The 15711-nt window shown below is 70.0% G+C and carries 19 protein-coding genes; all 19 read right to left on the bottom strand.

The window, feature by feature from the left end; translation table 11 throughout:
- Positions 1-24 precede the first annotated feature (24 nt).
- Positions 25-756, bottom strand: coding sequence for a flagellar hook-basal body protein (locus tag ACIRDX_RS00960; protein ID WP_396623523.1), 732 nt, complete (start codon positions 754-756; stop codon positions 25-27).
- Positions 729-1547, bottom strand: coding sequence for a hypothetical protein (locus ACIRDX_RS00955; RefSeq protein ID WP_396623522.1), 819 nt, complete (start codon positions 1545-1547; stop codon positions 729-731). The genes ACIRDX_RS00960 and ACIRDX_RS00955 overlap by 28 nt, the downstream gene beginning before the upstream one ends.
- A complete protein-coding gene (locus ACIRDX_RS00950; protein WP_396623521.1) occupies positions 1528-1965 on the bottom strand; it encodes a hypothetical protein in 438 nt (145 codons plus the stop codon). The genes ACIRDX_RS00955 and ACIRDX_RS00950 overlap by 20 nt, the downstream gene beginning before the upstream one ends.
- An 11-nt stretch (positions 1966-1976) precedes the next feature.
- Positions 1977-2777: a FliM/FliN family flagellar motor switch protein gene (locus tag ACIRDX_RS00945; protein ID WP_396623520.1), complete on the bottom strand. Its 801-nt coding sequence runs from the start codon at positions 2775-2777 to the stop codon at positions 1977-1979.
- Positions 2770-3762: a flagellar motor switch protein FliM gene (gene fliM, locus ACIRDX_RS00940; protein ID WP_396623519.1), complete on the bottom strand. Its 993-nt coding sequence runs from the start codon at positions 3760-3762 to the stop codon at positions 2770-2772. Before fliM ends, ACIRDX_RS00945 begins: the two co-directional genes overlap by 8 nt.
- On the bottom strand, positions 3759-4547 hold the full coding sequence (locus ACIRDX_RS00935) for a sigma-70 family RNA polymerase sigma factor (RefSeq protein ID WP_396623518.1): 789 nt from the start codon (positions 4545-4547) through the stop codon (positions 3759-3761). The genes fliM and ACIRDX_RS00935 overlap by 4 nt, the downstream gene beginning before the upstream one ends.
- The gene (locus ACIRDX_RS00930) at positions 4544-5548 is read right to left on the bottom strand and encodes a hypothetical protein (protein WP_396623517.1); all 1005 of its coding nucleotides are present in this window, start codon (positions 5546-5548) and stop codon (positions 4544-4546) included. The genes ACIRDX_RS00935 and ACIRDX_RS00930 overlap by 4 nt, the downstream gene beginning before the upstream one ends.
- Positions 5549-5551: 3 nt before the next feature.
- On the bottom strand, positions 5552-7600 hold the full coding sequence (flhA, locus tag ACIRDX_RS00925) for a flagellar biosynthesis protein FlhA (RefSeq protein WP_396623516.1): 2049 nt from the start codon (positions 7598-7600) through the stop codon (positions 5552-5554).
- Between the two features lie 17 nt (positions 7601-7617).
- Positions 7618-8679, bottom strand: a complete 1062-nt coding sequence (flhB, locus tag ACIRDX_RS00920; protein WP_396623515.1) for a flagellar biosynthesis protein FlhB — start codon at positions 8677-8679, stop codon at positions 7618-7620.
- Positions 8680-8683: 4 nt separating this feature from the next.
- Complete coding sequence (locus tag ACIRDX_RS00915; protein WP_396623514.1) at positions 8684-9439, bottom strand: flagellar biosynthetic protein FliR; 756 nt, start codon at positions 9437-9439, stop codon at positions 8684-8686.
- The gene (locus ACIRDX_RS00910; RefSeq protein ID WP_396623513.1) at positions 9439-9708 is read right to left on the bottom strand and encodes a flagellar biosynthetic protein FliQ; all 270 of its coding nucleotides are present in this window, start codon (positions 9706-9708) and stop codon (positions 9439-9441) included. Before ACIRDX_RS00910 ends, ACIRDX_RS00915 begins: the two co-directional genes overlap by 1 nt.
- A 7-nt stretch (positions 9709-9715) precedes the next feature.
- Positions 9716-10453, bottom strand: a complete 738-nt coding sequence (gene fliP, locus ACIRDX_RS00905) for a flagellar type III secretion system pore protein FliP (RefSeq protein WP_396623512.1) — start codon at positions 10451-10453, stop codon at positions 9716-9718.
- Positions 10453-10812, bottom strand: a complete 360-nt coding sequence (fliO, locus tag ACIRDX_RS00900; protein WP_396623511.1) for a flagellar biosynthetic protein FliO — start codon at positions 10810-10812, stop codon at positions 10453-10455. Before fliO ends, fliP begins: the two co-directional genes overlap by 1 nt.
- On the bottom strand, positions 10809-11033 hold the full coding sequence (locus ACIRDX_RS00895) for a FliM/FliN family flagellar motor switch protein (RefSeq protein WP_396623510.1): 225 nt from the start codon (positions 11031-11033) through the stop codon (positions 10809-10811). Before ACIRDX_RS00895 ends, fliO begins: the two co-directional genes overlap by 4 nt.
- A 43-nt stretch (positions 11034-11076) precedes the next feature.
- Positions 11077-11625, bottom strand: coding sequence for a flagellar basal body-associated protein FliL (gene fliL / locus ACIRDX_RS00890; RefSeq protein WP_396623509.1), 549 nt, complete (start codon positions 11623-11625; stop codon positions 11077-11079).
- Between the two features lie 198 nt (positions 11626-11823).
- Positions 11824-13383 carry a flagellar hook-length control protein FliK gene (locus ACIRDX_RS00885; RefSeq protein ID WP_396623508.1) on the bottom strand — a complete coding sequence of 520 codons (1560 nt, stop codon included), beginning with the start codon at positions 13381-13383 and terminating at the stop codon, positions 11824-11826.
- Between the two features lie 182 nt (positions 13384-13565).
- Positions 13566-14822 carry a flagellar hook protein FlgE gene (locus tag ACIRDX_RS00880; protein WP_396623507.1) on the bottom strand — a complete coding sequence of 419 codons (1257 nt, stop codon included), beginning with the start codon at positions 14820-14822 and terminating at the stop codon, positions 13566-13568.
- Position 14823: 1 nt separating this feature from the next.
- Complete coding sequence (locus ACIRDX_RS00875; RefSeq protein WP_396623506.1) at positions 14824-15201, bottom strand: flagellar hook assembly protein FlgD; 378 nt, start codon at positions 15199-15201, stop codon at positions 14824-14826.
- Positions 15198-15653 (bottom strand): flagellar export protein FliJ, encoded by a 456-nt coding sequence (locus tag ACIRDX_RS00870; RefSeq protein ID WP_396623505.1) that lies wholly within the window; start codon positions 15651-15653, stop codon positions 15198-15200. Before ACIRDX_RS00870 ends, ACIRDX_RS00875 begins: the two co-directional genes overlap by 4 nt.
- Positions 15654-15711: the final 58 nt, after the last annotated feature.

Here is a 15711-nt window from a genome sequence, read left to right as displayed (position 1 = left end):
GGCAAAAAAAACGCGCCGCCAGTCCTACCGGCGACCCAACTCCGTGATGGCGCGGCCATCGAGTTCCGTGCTCAGGATGTTCAGCCCGCGCTGCAACGCCTCGAACCCGCGCGCCACGTCGGTCAACGCCACCATCCGATCCACCACCGACACGTTGGAGGACTCGAGCATGCCGGAACGCACCGCCACGCCATCGGTGTCGGTCGGCTGCAACGCCGCCGGCGCACGGAAGCGGCCGAGTTCCTCGCGCTGCAGTTCCGAGTAGTCGCCGAAGTCCACGACCCTGAACTTGCCTACCGTCTGCGCGCCCACGCTCACCGTGCCGTCGTCGGACACGCTGATGGGGCCGTTGGCGCCCCTGGCGAGCTTGAGCGGGCCGGTGCCGGTCTGCACGGGATGCCCGTCGGCCGTGGTGACCGTGCCGTCGGCGGCCAGTTGGAAGTTGCCGTTACGCGTATAGCGCGCGCCCTGGGGGGTGTCGACGACGAAGAAGCCCTTGCCCTCGAGCGCGAAGTCGAGGTCGCGGCCGGTCTTCTCCATCGAGCCGGCGCGGAAGTCGAGGTGTCCGGCACTGGGCGTCACGTCGATGGCCGCCTGGAGGGCGTTGCCGAAGGAGGGACGCGCGGCCGAATTCGTGGTGACGCGCTCGGACTTGTATCCGGCGGTCTTGGCGTTGGCGATGTCTGCGGCGAGCCGATCGAGCTGCTCCATCCGCGTCTGCAATCCGCTCAGCGCTGCGTAAGTGCCACCTGCCATGTCTGCTCCGTCACCGACGGCGCCACGATCAGGTCTTCAGGGCCTGCCGCGCCGTCGAGACGTACCCATGCAAAACCCGGTCCCCACGTGTGCTGCCACGAAAACGCGCGTCCTTCGAGCGCAGCGTCGGCAATCCGTCGCGCCGCCTGCACCGCTGACAGCCGGCCGACACCAACGGGCATCGACAACGGCGCGTCGATGCCGTAGGCCTCGAGCAGCGTCCGCAGGACGGTGTCGCTCACGAGGTACGGCCGCACGCGCAGGCCCGTCCCCGACTGCAGGGCGGCGATCGCCATGCGGGGCAACGGGGCGCCGACGGCGATGCGCAGCGTGCCGTCCCGTTCGAGTTCCAGCGGCACCACGCCGAGTGCGTGGACGACCGTGGGCGACAGGTTCGCCACGGGAGTGTGCACGGTCGCCGGATCCACCGTCGTCAGGAACCCGACACCTGATTGGCGCGCCAGGGCGTGCATGATCGTCGGTTCGTCGACCACGCCCATCGCCAACAACTGCGCTCCCAGCCTCAGGCCGCTCGTCGACTGCCCGCCGAGCGCCCGTTCGAGGGTGTCGGGGGTGATGCTGCGCGAGGCGACCAGCGTCGTCCCGAGGCGGACCGGCGGCATCGTCGGGACCCGCGCAATCCGGGGTGGCCGCAGCGCTTCGAGGCGGCGTGCCGTGGCGTCGGCCAGGCAGCCGGGGCTACAGAACCATTCGCCGTCGAACCGGAGACCGCGACGGAGCCACAGGACGAGGCGCCAGGTGCGGCACTGGTCATGCGCGCAGCGCTTCACGGCCACCCTCCGGCATCTTGCGTGTCCGCCCCGAGGCGCTGGCGTCAGCCAGAGACAGTCGGAGCCGGACCTCGCCCTCAGACACCTGCTCGGTCGCCGCGATCTCCTTCACCGAGCGTCCGCGACGCGTGGCCGCCCTGAGGCGAGCCGCAGTCGGACGAGCGGCCGGCGCAGGCGTCGGCTGGTGGACGACGGGCTGGCCGCCCGGCGTGGCGAGGCGCTCGAGTTCGGTTGCCACCTGCCGGAAGCCGGTCTCGGTCGTGTCGGTCAGCAGATTGAGCCCTTCCTGCAGGCGGGCGACGCGTTGCTTGAGTTCCACGGTGTGGCGGAGGGCGCGCACGAGGCGCGCGGCGACCAGCAGGATCACGCCGGTGGACAGCACCAGCACGGACGTCATGACCAGCATCGGGATCGTCATCACCAGGGCTCCTACATCTCCAGGCTGCGAAGGCGATCAGCGGGGCTGACCACTTCGTTCACGCGCACACCGTAGCACCCGGCCACGACGACCACCTGCCCTCGCGCCACGAGGTGGCCATTCACGAGCAGGTCGACCGGATCGTCGGGCGAACGGGCGAGGTCGATCATGGACCCCGGCCCCAGGCGGGCCAGGTTCTCCAGTGTCATCTGCGTCTCGCCGAACCGCACCGTGATCGGCAGCTCGATGTCGAGCACGACGTCGAGGTTGCGCGGCGGCGGCGCGGCGGCGGCCACCGTGGCGGGCGGCGGGGCTGCGGCGGTGGGCGGCGCAGCGGCAGGGGCCGCGGCCCGCGGCGGCTCGGGGGCCAGGCCGGCAATCGTGCGTCCCCACGCGACCATGCGAATGGGATCGGCCGAGCCGACCATGAGGTCGTAGTACTGGGCGTCCGGCAGGACCGGCGCGGCACCGGGCCCTGGCGCTTCCACCGTCAGGTTGAGGCCCTTACCCTCGCCGTGGACATGAGCACCGGCGGCCTGGCCGAGCAGTTCCTTGAGCGTGTCGACGATGTCGGCATCGGTCACCAGGCTGGGGTCGCCGAGGATGGCGGCCACCAGCTGCGTGGCGCCCTCCTGGCTCATGCCCAGCCACACGGTGCCCACGGCGCTGCCGCCGACCTGCACCGGCACCTGCCAATCGACCGTGGCCTCGCCGACGGTGGGCATCGTGCGCACCGCCGTGCCGGTCATGGCGCCAAGGGACTCGCCGAGGTTGCTGGCGAGGGCGTCGAGGAGGGACTTCGTGTCACCCATTGACCGCCTCCGGATGTGTGGCGCTGGCGACCTGATGCAGCAGGCGCACGCCGGCGTGGCCATTGTTCTGCATCGGGTACGCCTCGAACTTCACGGTATCGCACACGCGCACCTGCAGGGGATCGCCGAGGCGATGGCCGATGGCGATGACGTCCCCCGGCTCGAGGTCCAGCACGTCGCGCGCGGGCAACGTGGTCTCCACGGTGGCCGCGACGTCGACGGGCAGGTGACCGAGCGTGCGCCAGAACTGCTGCCGATCGTCGAGGGTCGGCTCGCGGTGATGCCGGTACCAGGTGTGGGTGAACGAGTCGCCCACGGTCTCGATGGCGGTCGCCGGCAGGCAGAAATTCAACATTCCGCGGGCGTCGCCGATTTTGATGTCGAAGCCAATGAGGACCACGACTTCATTCGGGGCGGCCACCTGCAACATCTGGGGACGGGTGTCCCTGCCGTTGACCCGGAAACGGACGTCGACGATGTTGCGCCACGTCTCCGTGAGGTGCTCGAGCACCAGCTTGACGACGCCATCGATCACGTTGTGTTCGATCTCGGTCAATCCGCGCGTCGGCGCCATCCCCTTCCCGGATCCCCCGAGCATCCGGTCGATCATCGAGAACGCCACCGACGGATTCAGCTCCAGCGCCCCCAGCCCCTCGATGGGCGTGAGGGAGATGGCGTAGAAGGCCGTGGGATCGGGCAACGACATCAGGAACTCGGAGTACGTGAACTGCTCCACCGAGGTGACGTTGACGTCGGTGACGGTGCGCAGGTACGCCGAGAGCGACGTCGAGATGTTGCGCGCGAACCGGTCGTGCAGGAAATGGAGCGACCGGATCAGTTCCTTGTCGACCCGGGCCGGGCGGCGGAAATTGTAGACGATGACCGACTCGCCCTCGAGGGGCAGGTCGTTGACCGCCGCCTTCTCCAGGTCCGCGGCCGACGTCAACATCGCGTCGATCTCGTCCTGGGAAAGGATCTTGCTCACGCGCGCGCCTCGGGTTTCTGCAACCGGGTCTTCAGGCTGGTGCGGAGCCGCGACAGGGCGAGGGAGCGGAGCTGCGACACCCGCGACTCGCACACGCCGATGACCGCGCCGATTTCGGCCATGGTCATCTCTTCCTCGTAATACAGGGCCAGAATCTGCCGCTCACGCTCGGGAAGGTCCATGATGGCCTGCGCGAGCAGCGCGCGGAGTTCCTTGCGTTCGAGCTGGGCGTCGGGGCCCTCGTCGATGTCGATGCACAGCTCGAGGAGGGGCTGGCCATCCTCGCCCGTGGCGTCGAGCTGGCGGATGGCGCCGACATCGAGGGTCCGCACCTGGTCCATCGCCTTGTCGTACTCGGTCGGCGACATCTGCATCTGCCCGGCGACTTCGTCCTCGGTGGGTTCGCGCTTCAGCTCGGCGCGGAGCTTGGCGACGGCGCCATCGAGTTCGCGGCGCATGCGGCGCAGCGAGCGCGGCGCCCAGTCGAGGTCGCGCAGCGCATCGAGCATCGCCCCCTGGACGCGACGGCGGGCGAAGGCGTCGAAGGGCACGCCCATCGACGCCTTGTACCGTCCCGCCGCGTCGATGAGGCCCATCACGCCGACGCTGATCAGGTCGGTCATCTCGACCTGGGCCGGCAGGCGCTGGGCGAGGCGATGGGCCATCGCCTTGACGAGTCCGACATGGGCGATCACGAGCTGATCGCGGTCCACATAGCTCGCCTGCTGGGTCATCACCGACACGGCCTCATCTCCTGTCCGGCGCCCACGCGCGGGGGCGTTCATGCGTGCACCACGGGTGCCTGTCCAAGCAGGCATGCGGCAAGACTTTCGGGGTCCGCCTCGACCAGATCCTCGGGCACGCGTTGCCCCAGGCCGATCAAGGAGACGGGGAGTTCCCGCTGGCGCAAGGCGCGCACCAGCGGCATGACGGTCTCGGCCTCGTCGACCTTGGACATCACCACCCGGTCGGCACCGGCCATCGCGAAGCGTTCCCAGATCCGGTCGAAGTCGCGGGCCGTCGTCCCACCCGGCACCACCAGGTGCGTGTGCACCCCGGGCAGGGCCGAGAGCGCCTCGAAGAACGCGGCGGCTTCCTCGTTGGCCGGCGACAGGCCGGGCGTGTCCACGAGCACCGGCAGCTTGCTGCTGGCCACCGCCGCCCCGACTTCCTCGGGCGTCCGCGCCACCACGAACGGGCTGCCGATGATGTCGGCGTAGAGCCGGAGCTGCTCGACGGCGCCGACCCGGTAGCCATCGGCGGCCACGAGGCGGAAGCGTCGCTCACCACGGGCCCGCGCCTGCGCCGCAATCTTGGCGATGGTCGTCGTCTTGCCCACGCCCGGAGGCCCGATGAAGACGTTGACGTCGCCGAGCGCCAGCCCACGGCTCGCGATGGAGGTGAGGCCCGCGGCCAGTGCCTGCCGCAGCTGCCCTTGTGAGATGTCCCGCCGACGGGCCGGGGGAATGGACTCCACCACGTCCTCGGCCAGGTCCCGATCCAGGCCCGTGGCGATGAGCCGCGCCACCAGGCCGTCGGTCACCGGCGGCTGTGTGCTCGAGGCGTGTGCGGCGTGTGCGCCTTCGGCATCCCGAGATCGTCGGTTTTCCGACACCGCCGACGGGGCGAATGCCGAGACTTCGACCTCGCGGCCTCCCAGCCATCCGCGCCAGCCGGACGCCGGCACGAGGCGCGTCCCCAGCACGAGGGCCGAGGGCCCCAGGGCCTGCCTCGCCTGGGCGAGGGCGTCACGAACGCTGGAACTGCGAAAACGCTGAGGAGTCATGGCCTATTCGAGAACGGCGACCGGTGCGACCTTCACGTGTGCGGGCACTTCGCTGTGCGAGAGCACCCCCATCTGCGGAAGCACCCGGGTGAACAATCGCCACAGGTGCGGACGCAGTGCTGGTGAACACAAAAGCACAGGCTGTGCCACCGCCGATTCGAGCGCCCGCGCAATGCGCGACGCCATGTGCTGCGCGTCGTTGGGGTCGATGGCCAGCACCACCCCGTGCTCGGTGCGCACGATGGCCTGCATCAGGCGCTCCTCCAGCGAGGGCGCGAGGTTGATGGTCGGCAGCTCGCCCTGATCGGTCTGGTGCTGACGGCAGATGGCGCGGCCGAGGGCCTGGCGGACCGCCTCGTTCAGCTGATCGGGGTCCTTGGACTGCCCGGCAGCGTCGGCAAGCGCCTCGAGGATCGTGGTCAGGTCCTTCACCGGCACGCGCTCGCGCAGCAACTGCCGCAGCACGCGCTGCACGTCGCCGAGGCCGAGCAGCTTCGGCAGCAGGTCGTCGACCAGGCGCGGCGAGGTCTGCGCCACGCGGTCCACCATCTCCTTGGTGTGCTGCCGGGTCAGCAGGTCGGGCAGGAAGTTCCTGATGATCTCCGACAGGTGCGTCGAGAGCGCCGTGGTCGGGTCGACCACCGTGAAGCCGGCGGCAGTGGCCGCCTCGCGCTGTTCGGCCCGGATCCAGAGGGCCGGCAGGCCGAACGCCGGCTCGCGCGCGTTGGTGCCCTCGATCGTGCCGGTCGCGGTGCCCGGATTGATGGCCAGCAGCCGGTCGGGCATGAGGTCGGCACGTGCCACCTCCACGCCCTTCACGAGCAGCGCATACGTCCGGGGCCCGAGCTGGAGGTTGTCGGCCACGTGCACCGGCGGGACGATCATCCCGGTCTCGGTGGCGATCTGCCGCCGGATGGACTTCACCCGCTGCAGGAGGGTTCCGCCCTGCCGCTCGTCGACCAGCGAGATCAGCGCGTACCCGACCTCCACCGCCAGCGGGTCGACCGAGGCCAGGTTCTCGACGCTCGGCTCGGCCTGCGCCGGCGCCCCGCCGGTATCCAGCGCGTCGTCGGCCAGTTCGAGTCCGGTCTGGTCGCGGTTCATGTACGCAGCCAGGCCGAACGCGCCGGCCACGAGGAAGAAGGCCAGCTTGGGCAGGCCGGGCACCAGCCCCATGAAGAACAGGAAGGCCGCGCCGATGGCCAGCGGCTGGACGCGGGTGAGCAACTGCCCCGCCACGTCCTCGCCCAGGGAGGATTCCGACGAGGCACGGGTCGTGATGAGACCACCTGCCATGGACACGAGCAGGGACGGGATGGCCGTCACCAGGCCCTCGCCCACCGTCAGGATGGTGAAGGTCCTGGCGGCGTCGGCCAGTTCCATCTCGTACTGCAGGACGCCGATGATCAGGCCGGCCACGATGTTGACGCCCGTGATCAGCAGTGCCGCGAGCGAGTCGCGCTGCGTGAAGCGGATGGCGCCGTCCATCGCGCCGTAGAAGTCGGCTTCCTTGCGGATGTTGTCGCGGCGACGCTTGGCTTCCTTCTCGTCGATGGTGCCGGCGTTGAGGTCGGCGTCGATCGACATCTGCTTGCCGGGCATCGCGTCGAGGGTGAACCGCGCGGTGACTTCCGAGATGCGGACGGCGCCGTGGTTGATCACCACGTACTGGATGGCGATCAGCACGAGGAACACGACGATGCCGACGACGAAGTTGCCGCCGACGACGAACTGGCCGAACGACATGATGACGTGGCCGGCGGCATCCACGCCCTCGTTGCCGTGCAGCAGGATGAGCCGGGTGGAGGCCACGTTCAGCGACAGGCGCAGCAGCGTGAGGAGGAGCAGCAGCGACGGGAACACCGAGAACTCGATCGGGTCCTTCACGTACACGGCCGTCAACAGGAGCACCACCGACAGGGCGATGTCGATCGACAGCAGCAGGTCCATGAGGACCGGCGGCAGCGGCAACACCATGAGCGCGAGCACCAGGATGACGACACCCGGCACCAGCAACTGCGAGGGCCCGAACGGCTTGGGATTGGAGGACACGCGCGTTCTCCTCTACCTCAGAGCACCAGCTGCTTGAGGCGAATCAGGTACGCCAGCACCTCGGCCACCGCCTCGAACAGGTCGCCGGGGATGGACTCGCCCACCTCGACCTGCCGGTAGATGGCCCGCGCCAGCGGGGGGTTCTCGACAATGGGCACGCCGTGTTCGCGTGCGATCGTGCGGATCTTGAGGGCCAGGGCATCGGCGCCCTTGGCGACGACCTCGGGGGCTGCCTGCCCGCGCTGGTACCGGAGCGCCACCGCGAAGTGCGTCGGGTTGGTCACGACGACGGTCGCCTTGGGGACGGCGGCGAGCATGCGCTTGCGGAGCATCTCGCGCTGCACCCGGCGGACGCGCGCCTTGATCTCCGGGTTGCCCTCCTGCATCTTCATCTCGTCCTTGACCTCCTGCTTGGTCATCTTCAAGGACTCGAGGGTTCGCCACTTCTGCACGCCGAAGTCGGCCGCCGCCAGCGCCAGCAGCGTCACGACGGCACGCTTCAGGAAGGTCACGGTGTGCTGCCACGCGCCGACGGCGGCGTCCTGCGGCATGACCATGGCGAACCGTGCCGCCTCGTCCATCAGGTCGCGCACCGCCAGCCAGGCCACCCACCCCACGACCACGGCGGCGATGACGGTCTTGATCAGGTTCACCCCGGCCTGACTGGGCGCGAGGCGCTTGAATCCGGTGGCCGGATTGAGCCGGTTGAAGTCGAACCGCAGTGCCTCGGTGGCGACGATGAAGCCGCCCTGGGCCTGCGTCGAGGCGGCCGTGGCCACCACTGCGCCGATGGCCAGGGGCGCGACCAGCCACCCGAGCTGCCACACGCCCTGCAGCGCCAGGTTGACGACCTCGCCCGACGTGATGGCCTGGGCCCGGGCGTCACCCATGCGGGTGATGCCGGTGGCCACGATCGTGCCGAGCCCCGCCATCATCGCCGGGCCCCAGTAGGCCAACACCAGCAGCGCCGCGCCCAGGTGGAAGGCGTCGTTGAGGTCGCGGCTCCGCGCGATCTGCCCGCGCTTCTGGGCATCGGTGCGGCGTTTCGCTGTGGGTTGTTCTGTGCGGTCGTCGGCCATGACGTCACCGCAGCGTGGCGGCCGTGCGGGCCGCCAGCGTGAGCGCCTGTGGGAAGGCGCGCGTGAGGATGTCGGGCAGCACCCGCAGCGTCAGCGCGAGGGCCATCCAGCCGATCAGCAGCCGCACCGGGGCCGCCGTCACCATCAGGTTCAGCGTGGGCGCCACGCGCGCCATCACGCCGAGCGACACCTCCACCAGCAGGAGGGTGACCACGATCGGGGCGGCAAGCCGGACGCCCAGCGTGAACATCAGGCCGAACAGGCTGGCCGTCATCTCGGCCAGGCCAGGCGCCACGGCGCCGCCGCCGATCGGCAGCGCCTCGTAGGACGCCGCCAGGGCCCGCAACAGGTCGTGATGGGCGTTCGTGATCAGGAAGATCACGACCGCGATCGACCCATAGAGCGCGGCGAGGATGTTGTTGCGCACGCCGCTCTGTGGATCGATGAGCGCGGCGTACGAGAGGCCCATCTGGAACCCCGTGAGGTACCCGCCGAGTTCCGCACCGGCCTGCAGCAGCCGCACGGTCATGGCCAGCGCGAGCCCGATGAGCGCCTCGCGCACCATCACCGCCAGCAGCATCCCCGAGTCCATCGTCCGCGGCACGCCGATGACCGGCGCCAGGAACGCGCCGAGCACCAGCACGAGCCCGATCTTGGCCATCGACGGCGCGTACGTGCCGCCGTACAGCGGCGTCGCCATGACGATCAGGCTGGGCCGGATGAGGGCGATCGCGAACACGAGGATCGGGGAGAGGTCCACTACCGCACCAGTTCGGGCAACTTCGAGACCATCTGCCGCGTGAAGCCGGACATCAGCCGCAGCATCCACGGGAACGTCACGGCGAACGTGAGGAAGATGGCCGCGGCGCGGGGGATGAACGCGAGCACGTTGTCCTGGATGCTCGTGACGGTCTGGAACACGCTCACGAGCACGCCAGCCACCAGGCCGGCGAGCAGCATGGGCAGGCTGACCAGGATGGCCAGCTCGATGGCCTGGCGGACGATGCCGACGACAAGGGCTTCAGACATGGAGGCCTCAGAGGAAGCTGCGCACCAGCGACGACACCAGCAGGTTCCAGCCGTCGATCATCACGAAGAGCATGATCTTGAACGGCAGCGAGATCATCGCGGGCGGCAACTGCAGCATGCCCATCGAGAGCAGCGTGGTGGAGACCACCAGGTCGATGAGCAGGAACGGGACGAACAGGTAGAACCCCATCTGGAAGCCGGTCTTGATCTCCGAGAGGATGAAGGCCGGGATGACGACGCGCATGGGGATCGCGTCTGGCGTGTCGGGCCGCGGCACCTTGCCGAGTTCCACGAACAGCGCGAGGTCGGTCTCGCGGGTCTGCTTCAGCATGAAGGCGCGCAGCGGCGGCGCGCCCCGCTCGAGGGCCTGCGTGACGGTGATCTCGTTGCGCAGCGCGGGCTGCACCGCCGCCTGGTTGACCTGCTCACCCACCGGCGCCATCACGAACACCGTGAGGAACAGCGACAGGCCGATCAGGATCTGGTTCGACGGCGCTTCCTGCGTGCCGAGCGCCTGGCGGAGGAAGTGGAACACGATGACGATGCGCGTGAACGCCGTCATCGTCATCAGGATGGCCGGGATGAAGCTCAGGAGCGTGAGCAGCAGCACGACCTGCAACGGCGCAGAGATGGCGCCGATGCCGTCGATGTCGATCCGGGCGTTCCCGGCCTGCGCCAGCACCTGGGTGCTCATCGCCGCCCACAGGCCGAGCGTGCCCGCCGCGGTGATGATCGCGCGGCGCATCACGCCCGCTCCCGGCCAGCGACGTCGTCGGCCACCCGCGCCTCGAGCGCCCCGGCGAACGTCTGGCCCGACAGCTCCGTGACCAGCGACACCTGCATCGGCGTCACCCCGAGCAGCAGCCGACGCCCCTCGACCTGCACGATCACGAGCTGACGACGATCGCCCAGCCCCACGGCGGTCTCGATCTGGACGACGCGCGCGCCCTTCCCCGTCTGCCAGCCGCCACGACGAATCAGCCACAGGCAGCCGGCCAGCAGGCCCAGCACCACGAACAGCGACAGCAGCGTGCGCACGACACCCGGACCGTCGGACCAGCCCGGCGTCGCGGGTACGGCCTGCGCCAGCAGGAACGTGGTCACGCGAGGGCCTCGCTGGCCGCCTTCTGGCGGAACTCGGTGAGGCGAAGCGAGACGCTGTCGTCGATGATGACGACCTCGCCGCGCGCCACAGGCACGTCGTTGACGAGGACGAACAGGTCCTGCCCAGCCGACTGCGACAGACGGACCACGCTGCCCCGCTGGAGCCCCAGGCAGGCGCGCAGCGTCAGCGAGCCGCGCCCGAGGATGACGTCGATCCGCATCCTGACGTCGCCGAAGCTGGCCAACGCCGGCGGCAGCGACAGGTCAGTACTGGATGACGAAGTCGGAGAAGAGGACATCGAGCACCTCGTGGTGGACGGCCTTGGTCGCCTTCTCGGCGATCTCCTTCTTGAGGGCGGCCTTGCCCTCGGCCGTGGCGATCTCGGCCGACGTCTTGGACGACAGCAGGTCGAGGACCACCGACCGGGCGCGGGCGACCGGGAGCTTCTCCTCCTCGATATGCTTGAGCGCGGCCTCGTCGGCGTCGATCACCAGCTGCACGTTCGTGCGGAGAAATCGCTGTGTCTCGGTGTCGGCGAGGTTCACGGTGAAGACGTCGAGCGGGAGGAGCGCCCCACCCTCAGGCACCTCTTCCTCGTCGTGGCTGTCGGCGGCGTGGTCGCTCTTCTTGGCCTTGGACTTGGCCTTGCCATGGCCGCCGTCCTCGGCTTCGGCCGCGGCGACGGCCTTCTGCTTGGCGAACCACCAGTAGCCGCCCCCGCCGCCCCCGGCGAGAAGGACGACCAGGCCGAGGATCAGGGGGAGCTTGCCCTTCTTCTTGGGGGCATCATCGGACTTCGCGGCTTTGCTCATGGACACTCCTGCGTCCGCCCTCTGGCGGTCGCCTGAGGAAGGAGCAAGGGTGATGCCGCGAGCGCGCAACGCCCTCGGTCGCCGAAGCGATTAAAGAAGCGCCGAAATCCGCCGATTTGCTGGAACTGGCCCGCCGGGCGCGGCCGGGTGGCCGCCGTTCTCCCGGCGGGAGTGACGGTGAGACGACACCACCGCCCGCTAGAGCAGGGTCTCGAACCGGGGGCCGTCGAGGCGCGAGTCGTCCGTGCGCCGCGGTGAGCGACGCTGCGGGGGGTCCTCGGCGTCCCGGCCGCCGTGCTCCTTCGACTGCCGCTGGTCGTCGGGGGAGACGACGAGTTCGTCCAGATGGAGACCGGCCGCCTCCAGCTGCTGGCGCAGCGAGGGCTGGTGCTGGAGGATCCACTCCTGCACCTGGGGGTTCTCGGCCTTCACCACGGCGGTCACCGCGCCACCCTCGACCTTCAGGGCGACGCTCACGTGGCCCAGCGCATCAGGACGCAGGTGCAGCTTCGCCTCACCGACGCCGTCCTTCCACTGCAGCCTCAGCGACGACACGACCTGCGCCAGCACATGCTCGCCCGTCGTGGCGGGCAGCGGAGGCATCGGCGGCGCGACCGGAGCGGCAGCCGCCTCGGTCGGGGACGGCATGGCGGTCGAGAGCATGTGCGCGAACGCCGCGGCACCGGCGCCGGCGTCGAGCCCCTTGCGGCCCCCCGGGGTGGCGGCCTGAGACAGCCGCAGGAGCGCCTCAGCCGCCCGGGCACCGCCGGAGGCCACTGGCGCGGGCGGTCCGGTCGGGTCGGCAGCCGTGACCGGCATGGCCGTCCCTGTCCCGACGGCCACCGCCGGGACCTCGGCCGGCCTGTCGCCGACACGGCCCAGGGCCTGTGCGAGGCGGCTCACCGCCGGGCCGGGGGCGACGACGGGCACCTGCCCCGGCTGCCGATCCGACGCGATCGCCGGAAGCGAGAGTTCGCCAGCCTCTCCCGCCCCACGCCGCGCGGCTCGCCATCGGGCCAGGTCGGGCAGCAACGACGTCAGGCCTTCCTCGGTCGGCGGGGCCGGGACGACCTCGCCCGCGCTGCCCTCCACGGGCGGCGGCGCCTCCCCGATGTCGATGGCGGCGCCCGACACCGCGGGCTCGAGTGCTGACGCGCCACCTGCGGCGCGCGCCACTGGAGGCGCGGCAGTTGCCAGCCCCGACGGCGTCGGCGTGGCCGAGCCGGGAAGCACCGGCTCCGAAGGTGTCGTGGCTGGCACGCTCGTCGCCACCGGCGTCGTCGCCTGCTGCGCCAGGAACACCGGCACCGTCTGGTTCACAGGAGCCAGAGACGGCTCCGCGGCCGCAGCCGCCTGGACAGGCGGGACCGCAATGAGCGTGGTCGCCGGGCCCGCGTCGAGCAAGGGCGACACGAGGTTCGCCGCGCCGTCCGGGGCCGCCTCGGCCTGCACCGTCTCGGTAGGCGCTGCAGCGTCCGACCAGCCTCCCACCGCCAGGGCGAGCAACAGCCAGGGAGTCGGGGGGTCGGTGGGGGGCGCCGGGAACAGGTCGTTCACCAGGACGGGGATCTCATCGGCGTCGTCGGCCGTCCGCGGCGCGGTTGCCGTGTCCGCGCCGGCAGCGACCCGGGCCGAGGGCGTCTCGCGAGGCGCCTGGGGCGCCGTCTCGGGATCTTGATCCTGAGCGGCCGCCAGGGCGCCCGCGAAACCGCTCTTCGCCTTGCCCGTGGCGGCGGTGGCCCCGGCGTCGCGGGTCATGCCCTGCCCGCGAGTCGACGCCAGAGCTGACGAACCGGCCGCCTGGGGACGCGACGACGCGGAATGGCGAGCCACGACCGACGGCGCGGCGGCGGACGGGGACGGGGCGAACGGGACGAGGCTCATGACGGCTCCGGGGCACGGCGCACGGGCGGCACGAGCCGCCCGGCGTGGTCAGGGCACTACCGCTTCAGCTGCAGGGTTTCCTGGAGCACTTCGTCCGAGGTGGTGATCGTCCGCGAGTTCGCCTGGTATCCGCGCTGGGCGAGGATCATCTGCGTGAACTCCTGCGCGATGTCGACGTTGGACTGCTCGATCGCGCTGCCGATCATCGTGCCGCGTCCACCGGTGCCAGCCGTCCCGATGTTGGGAAGACCGGAGGCCTGGGTTTCGCCGTACCGGTTCGCCCCGAGCTTGGCCAGGCCCTTCGGGTTGTTGAAGTTGGCCAGGGCGACCTGCCCGACCGCGACTTCCTTGCCACCGAACTTGACCATGATCGTGCCGTCGCCGGTCACCGAAACCGAACTGGCCTCTCCGGCCGGGGCCCCGTTCTGATTGGGCGCCGCCATCTGCGACGCCTTGGCGTAGTTGGTGATCGCCGGCTCGGCGGCGGGCGGCGGGGTGATGTCCCAGACGATGTTGTTGCCAGCAGCGCCGTTGACCCACGCGGCCGGTCCGTTCAGGACCACGTCGGCAGCCGGGGCAGTGAGCTTGCCGGTGCCGTCGAAGGTCAGCGCGCCGGTCCCGAGCTGGAAGAGGCCTGCGGCCCCGTTGACGTCGGCCTGCGGCACCGTCGCCGTGTAGGTCCAGGCGCCGGGGCCGGTCTTCTGGAAGTCGATGCTCACGACATGCGGGCTGCCTAGGGCATCGTAGACCTGCAGTGACGCCGTGTAGTTGGCCGCGCCGGTCACTTCGGCCCCGGCGTCCAGGTTGATCTGCGCCCTGATGGTCGTCGTCGACACTGGCTGGCGCAGCACGCCCTGCGGCACGACGATGTCGCCGAGCCCGCCCGTCGTGTTGACGATGCCGGTGGCCGGATCCACGTTGGTGTAGCCCTGCACGCGCCACCCGTCGGTGGTCACCAGTTCGCCATCGTCATTGAAGCTGAAGTTGCCGGCGCGCGTGTAGGCATTGCCGTCCTCACCACGGACGACGAAGAACCCGTCGCCCTGGATCGCGACGTTGGTCGCTTCGCGGGTGTTCTCGATGGCGCCCTGGCTGAACACGGGGGAGATCGAGCCGGTCACCACACCGAGACCAACCTGCATCGGATTGAGGCTCCCACTGCCGACGTTCTGGCTCACCAGGTCGGCGAAGCTGACGGTGCTGCTCTTGTAGGCAATCGTGTTGATGTTCGCGAGATTGTTGCCAATCACGCTGAGGTAGGTGCCGTTGGCGTTGAGGCCCGACAACCCGGCGGAAAAGGATCCGACTGCCATTTCACTTGCCTCCGTTGGTCGATGCGCTGGTCCCGGTGGTGCCGGTGCTGCTGGGGGTGGTGGTGCCGCTCGCGCCGGTCGTCTTGCCGGCGCCCGACGTGGCCGGGTCGGTCAGCGTGACGCCGAGGGCGGTGCCGATCTGATCGAGCTTGTCCGAGATCGTGGTGAGCTTCTCGAGCTGGCTGAAGGTCGCGAGCTGCGCGATGAACTCCCCGTTGTCCTGCGGCTTGGTGGGGTCCTGGTTCTGCAGCTGCGTCGTCAGCAAGCGCATGAAGGCGTCCTGGCCGAGGTCGCGGGTGCCGGTCGCGCGAGTGGTGGCTTGCGCGGCGGTGGCCGCGAGGCCCTGTGCGGTGTTGGTGCCGATGGCCGATGTGGTCACTGGAAGTCTCCTGCCCTGCGCGCGGCCTTGATGGTCGCCAGTTCGTCGATGGCCTGCATCTCCAGCCGGGCCACTTCGGTGTCGTACGCGTGTTGCGCGCGATCCTTGAATCGCTCGAGGACCAGGCGCTGCTTGCGCGCCTCCTGCACCTGCCGGAGCCGGAGCTCCCGGACCTCGAGCCGGTCCCGGACGTCGAGTCGAGCCGCCTCGACATCCCGTGTCTTCACGACAATCCAATTTCGATGCCACGTCAGCCGCACGACGTCGGCGCCCTCGCGCTCCGCGTCGTTGGCAGCCGCATACGCGTCGCGCAGACGGTTGTCGGCCAGCGCGAGGCCGCGTTCGGCCTCCTGGAGCTGCCGTTCGGCGCGTGCGAGGGCCTGCTGCGCCTGATCCTCGGCGCGCTGCCGCATCTGCAGGACGGGTTCGAGCCTAAAGCGGAAGCGAGACATGCCGATTGTGTCGAGTGAGAAGGCTCAGGTGCTGCGCAAAGTGTCGGGCGTGCGACAG

Origin of the sequence: Luteitalea sp., assembly GCF_044337415.1 — a bacterium.
In the GTDB taxonomy this organism is placed as follows: Bacteria; Acidobacteriota; Vicinamibacteria; order Vicinamibacterales; family Vicinamibacteraceae; genus Luteitalea.
Note: the sequence above shows the minus strand (reverse complement) of the source record. Positions and strands in the feature narration are given on the sequence as shown.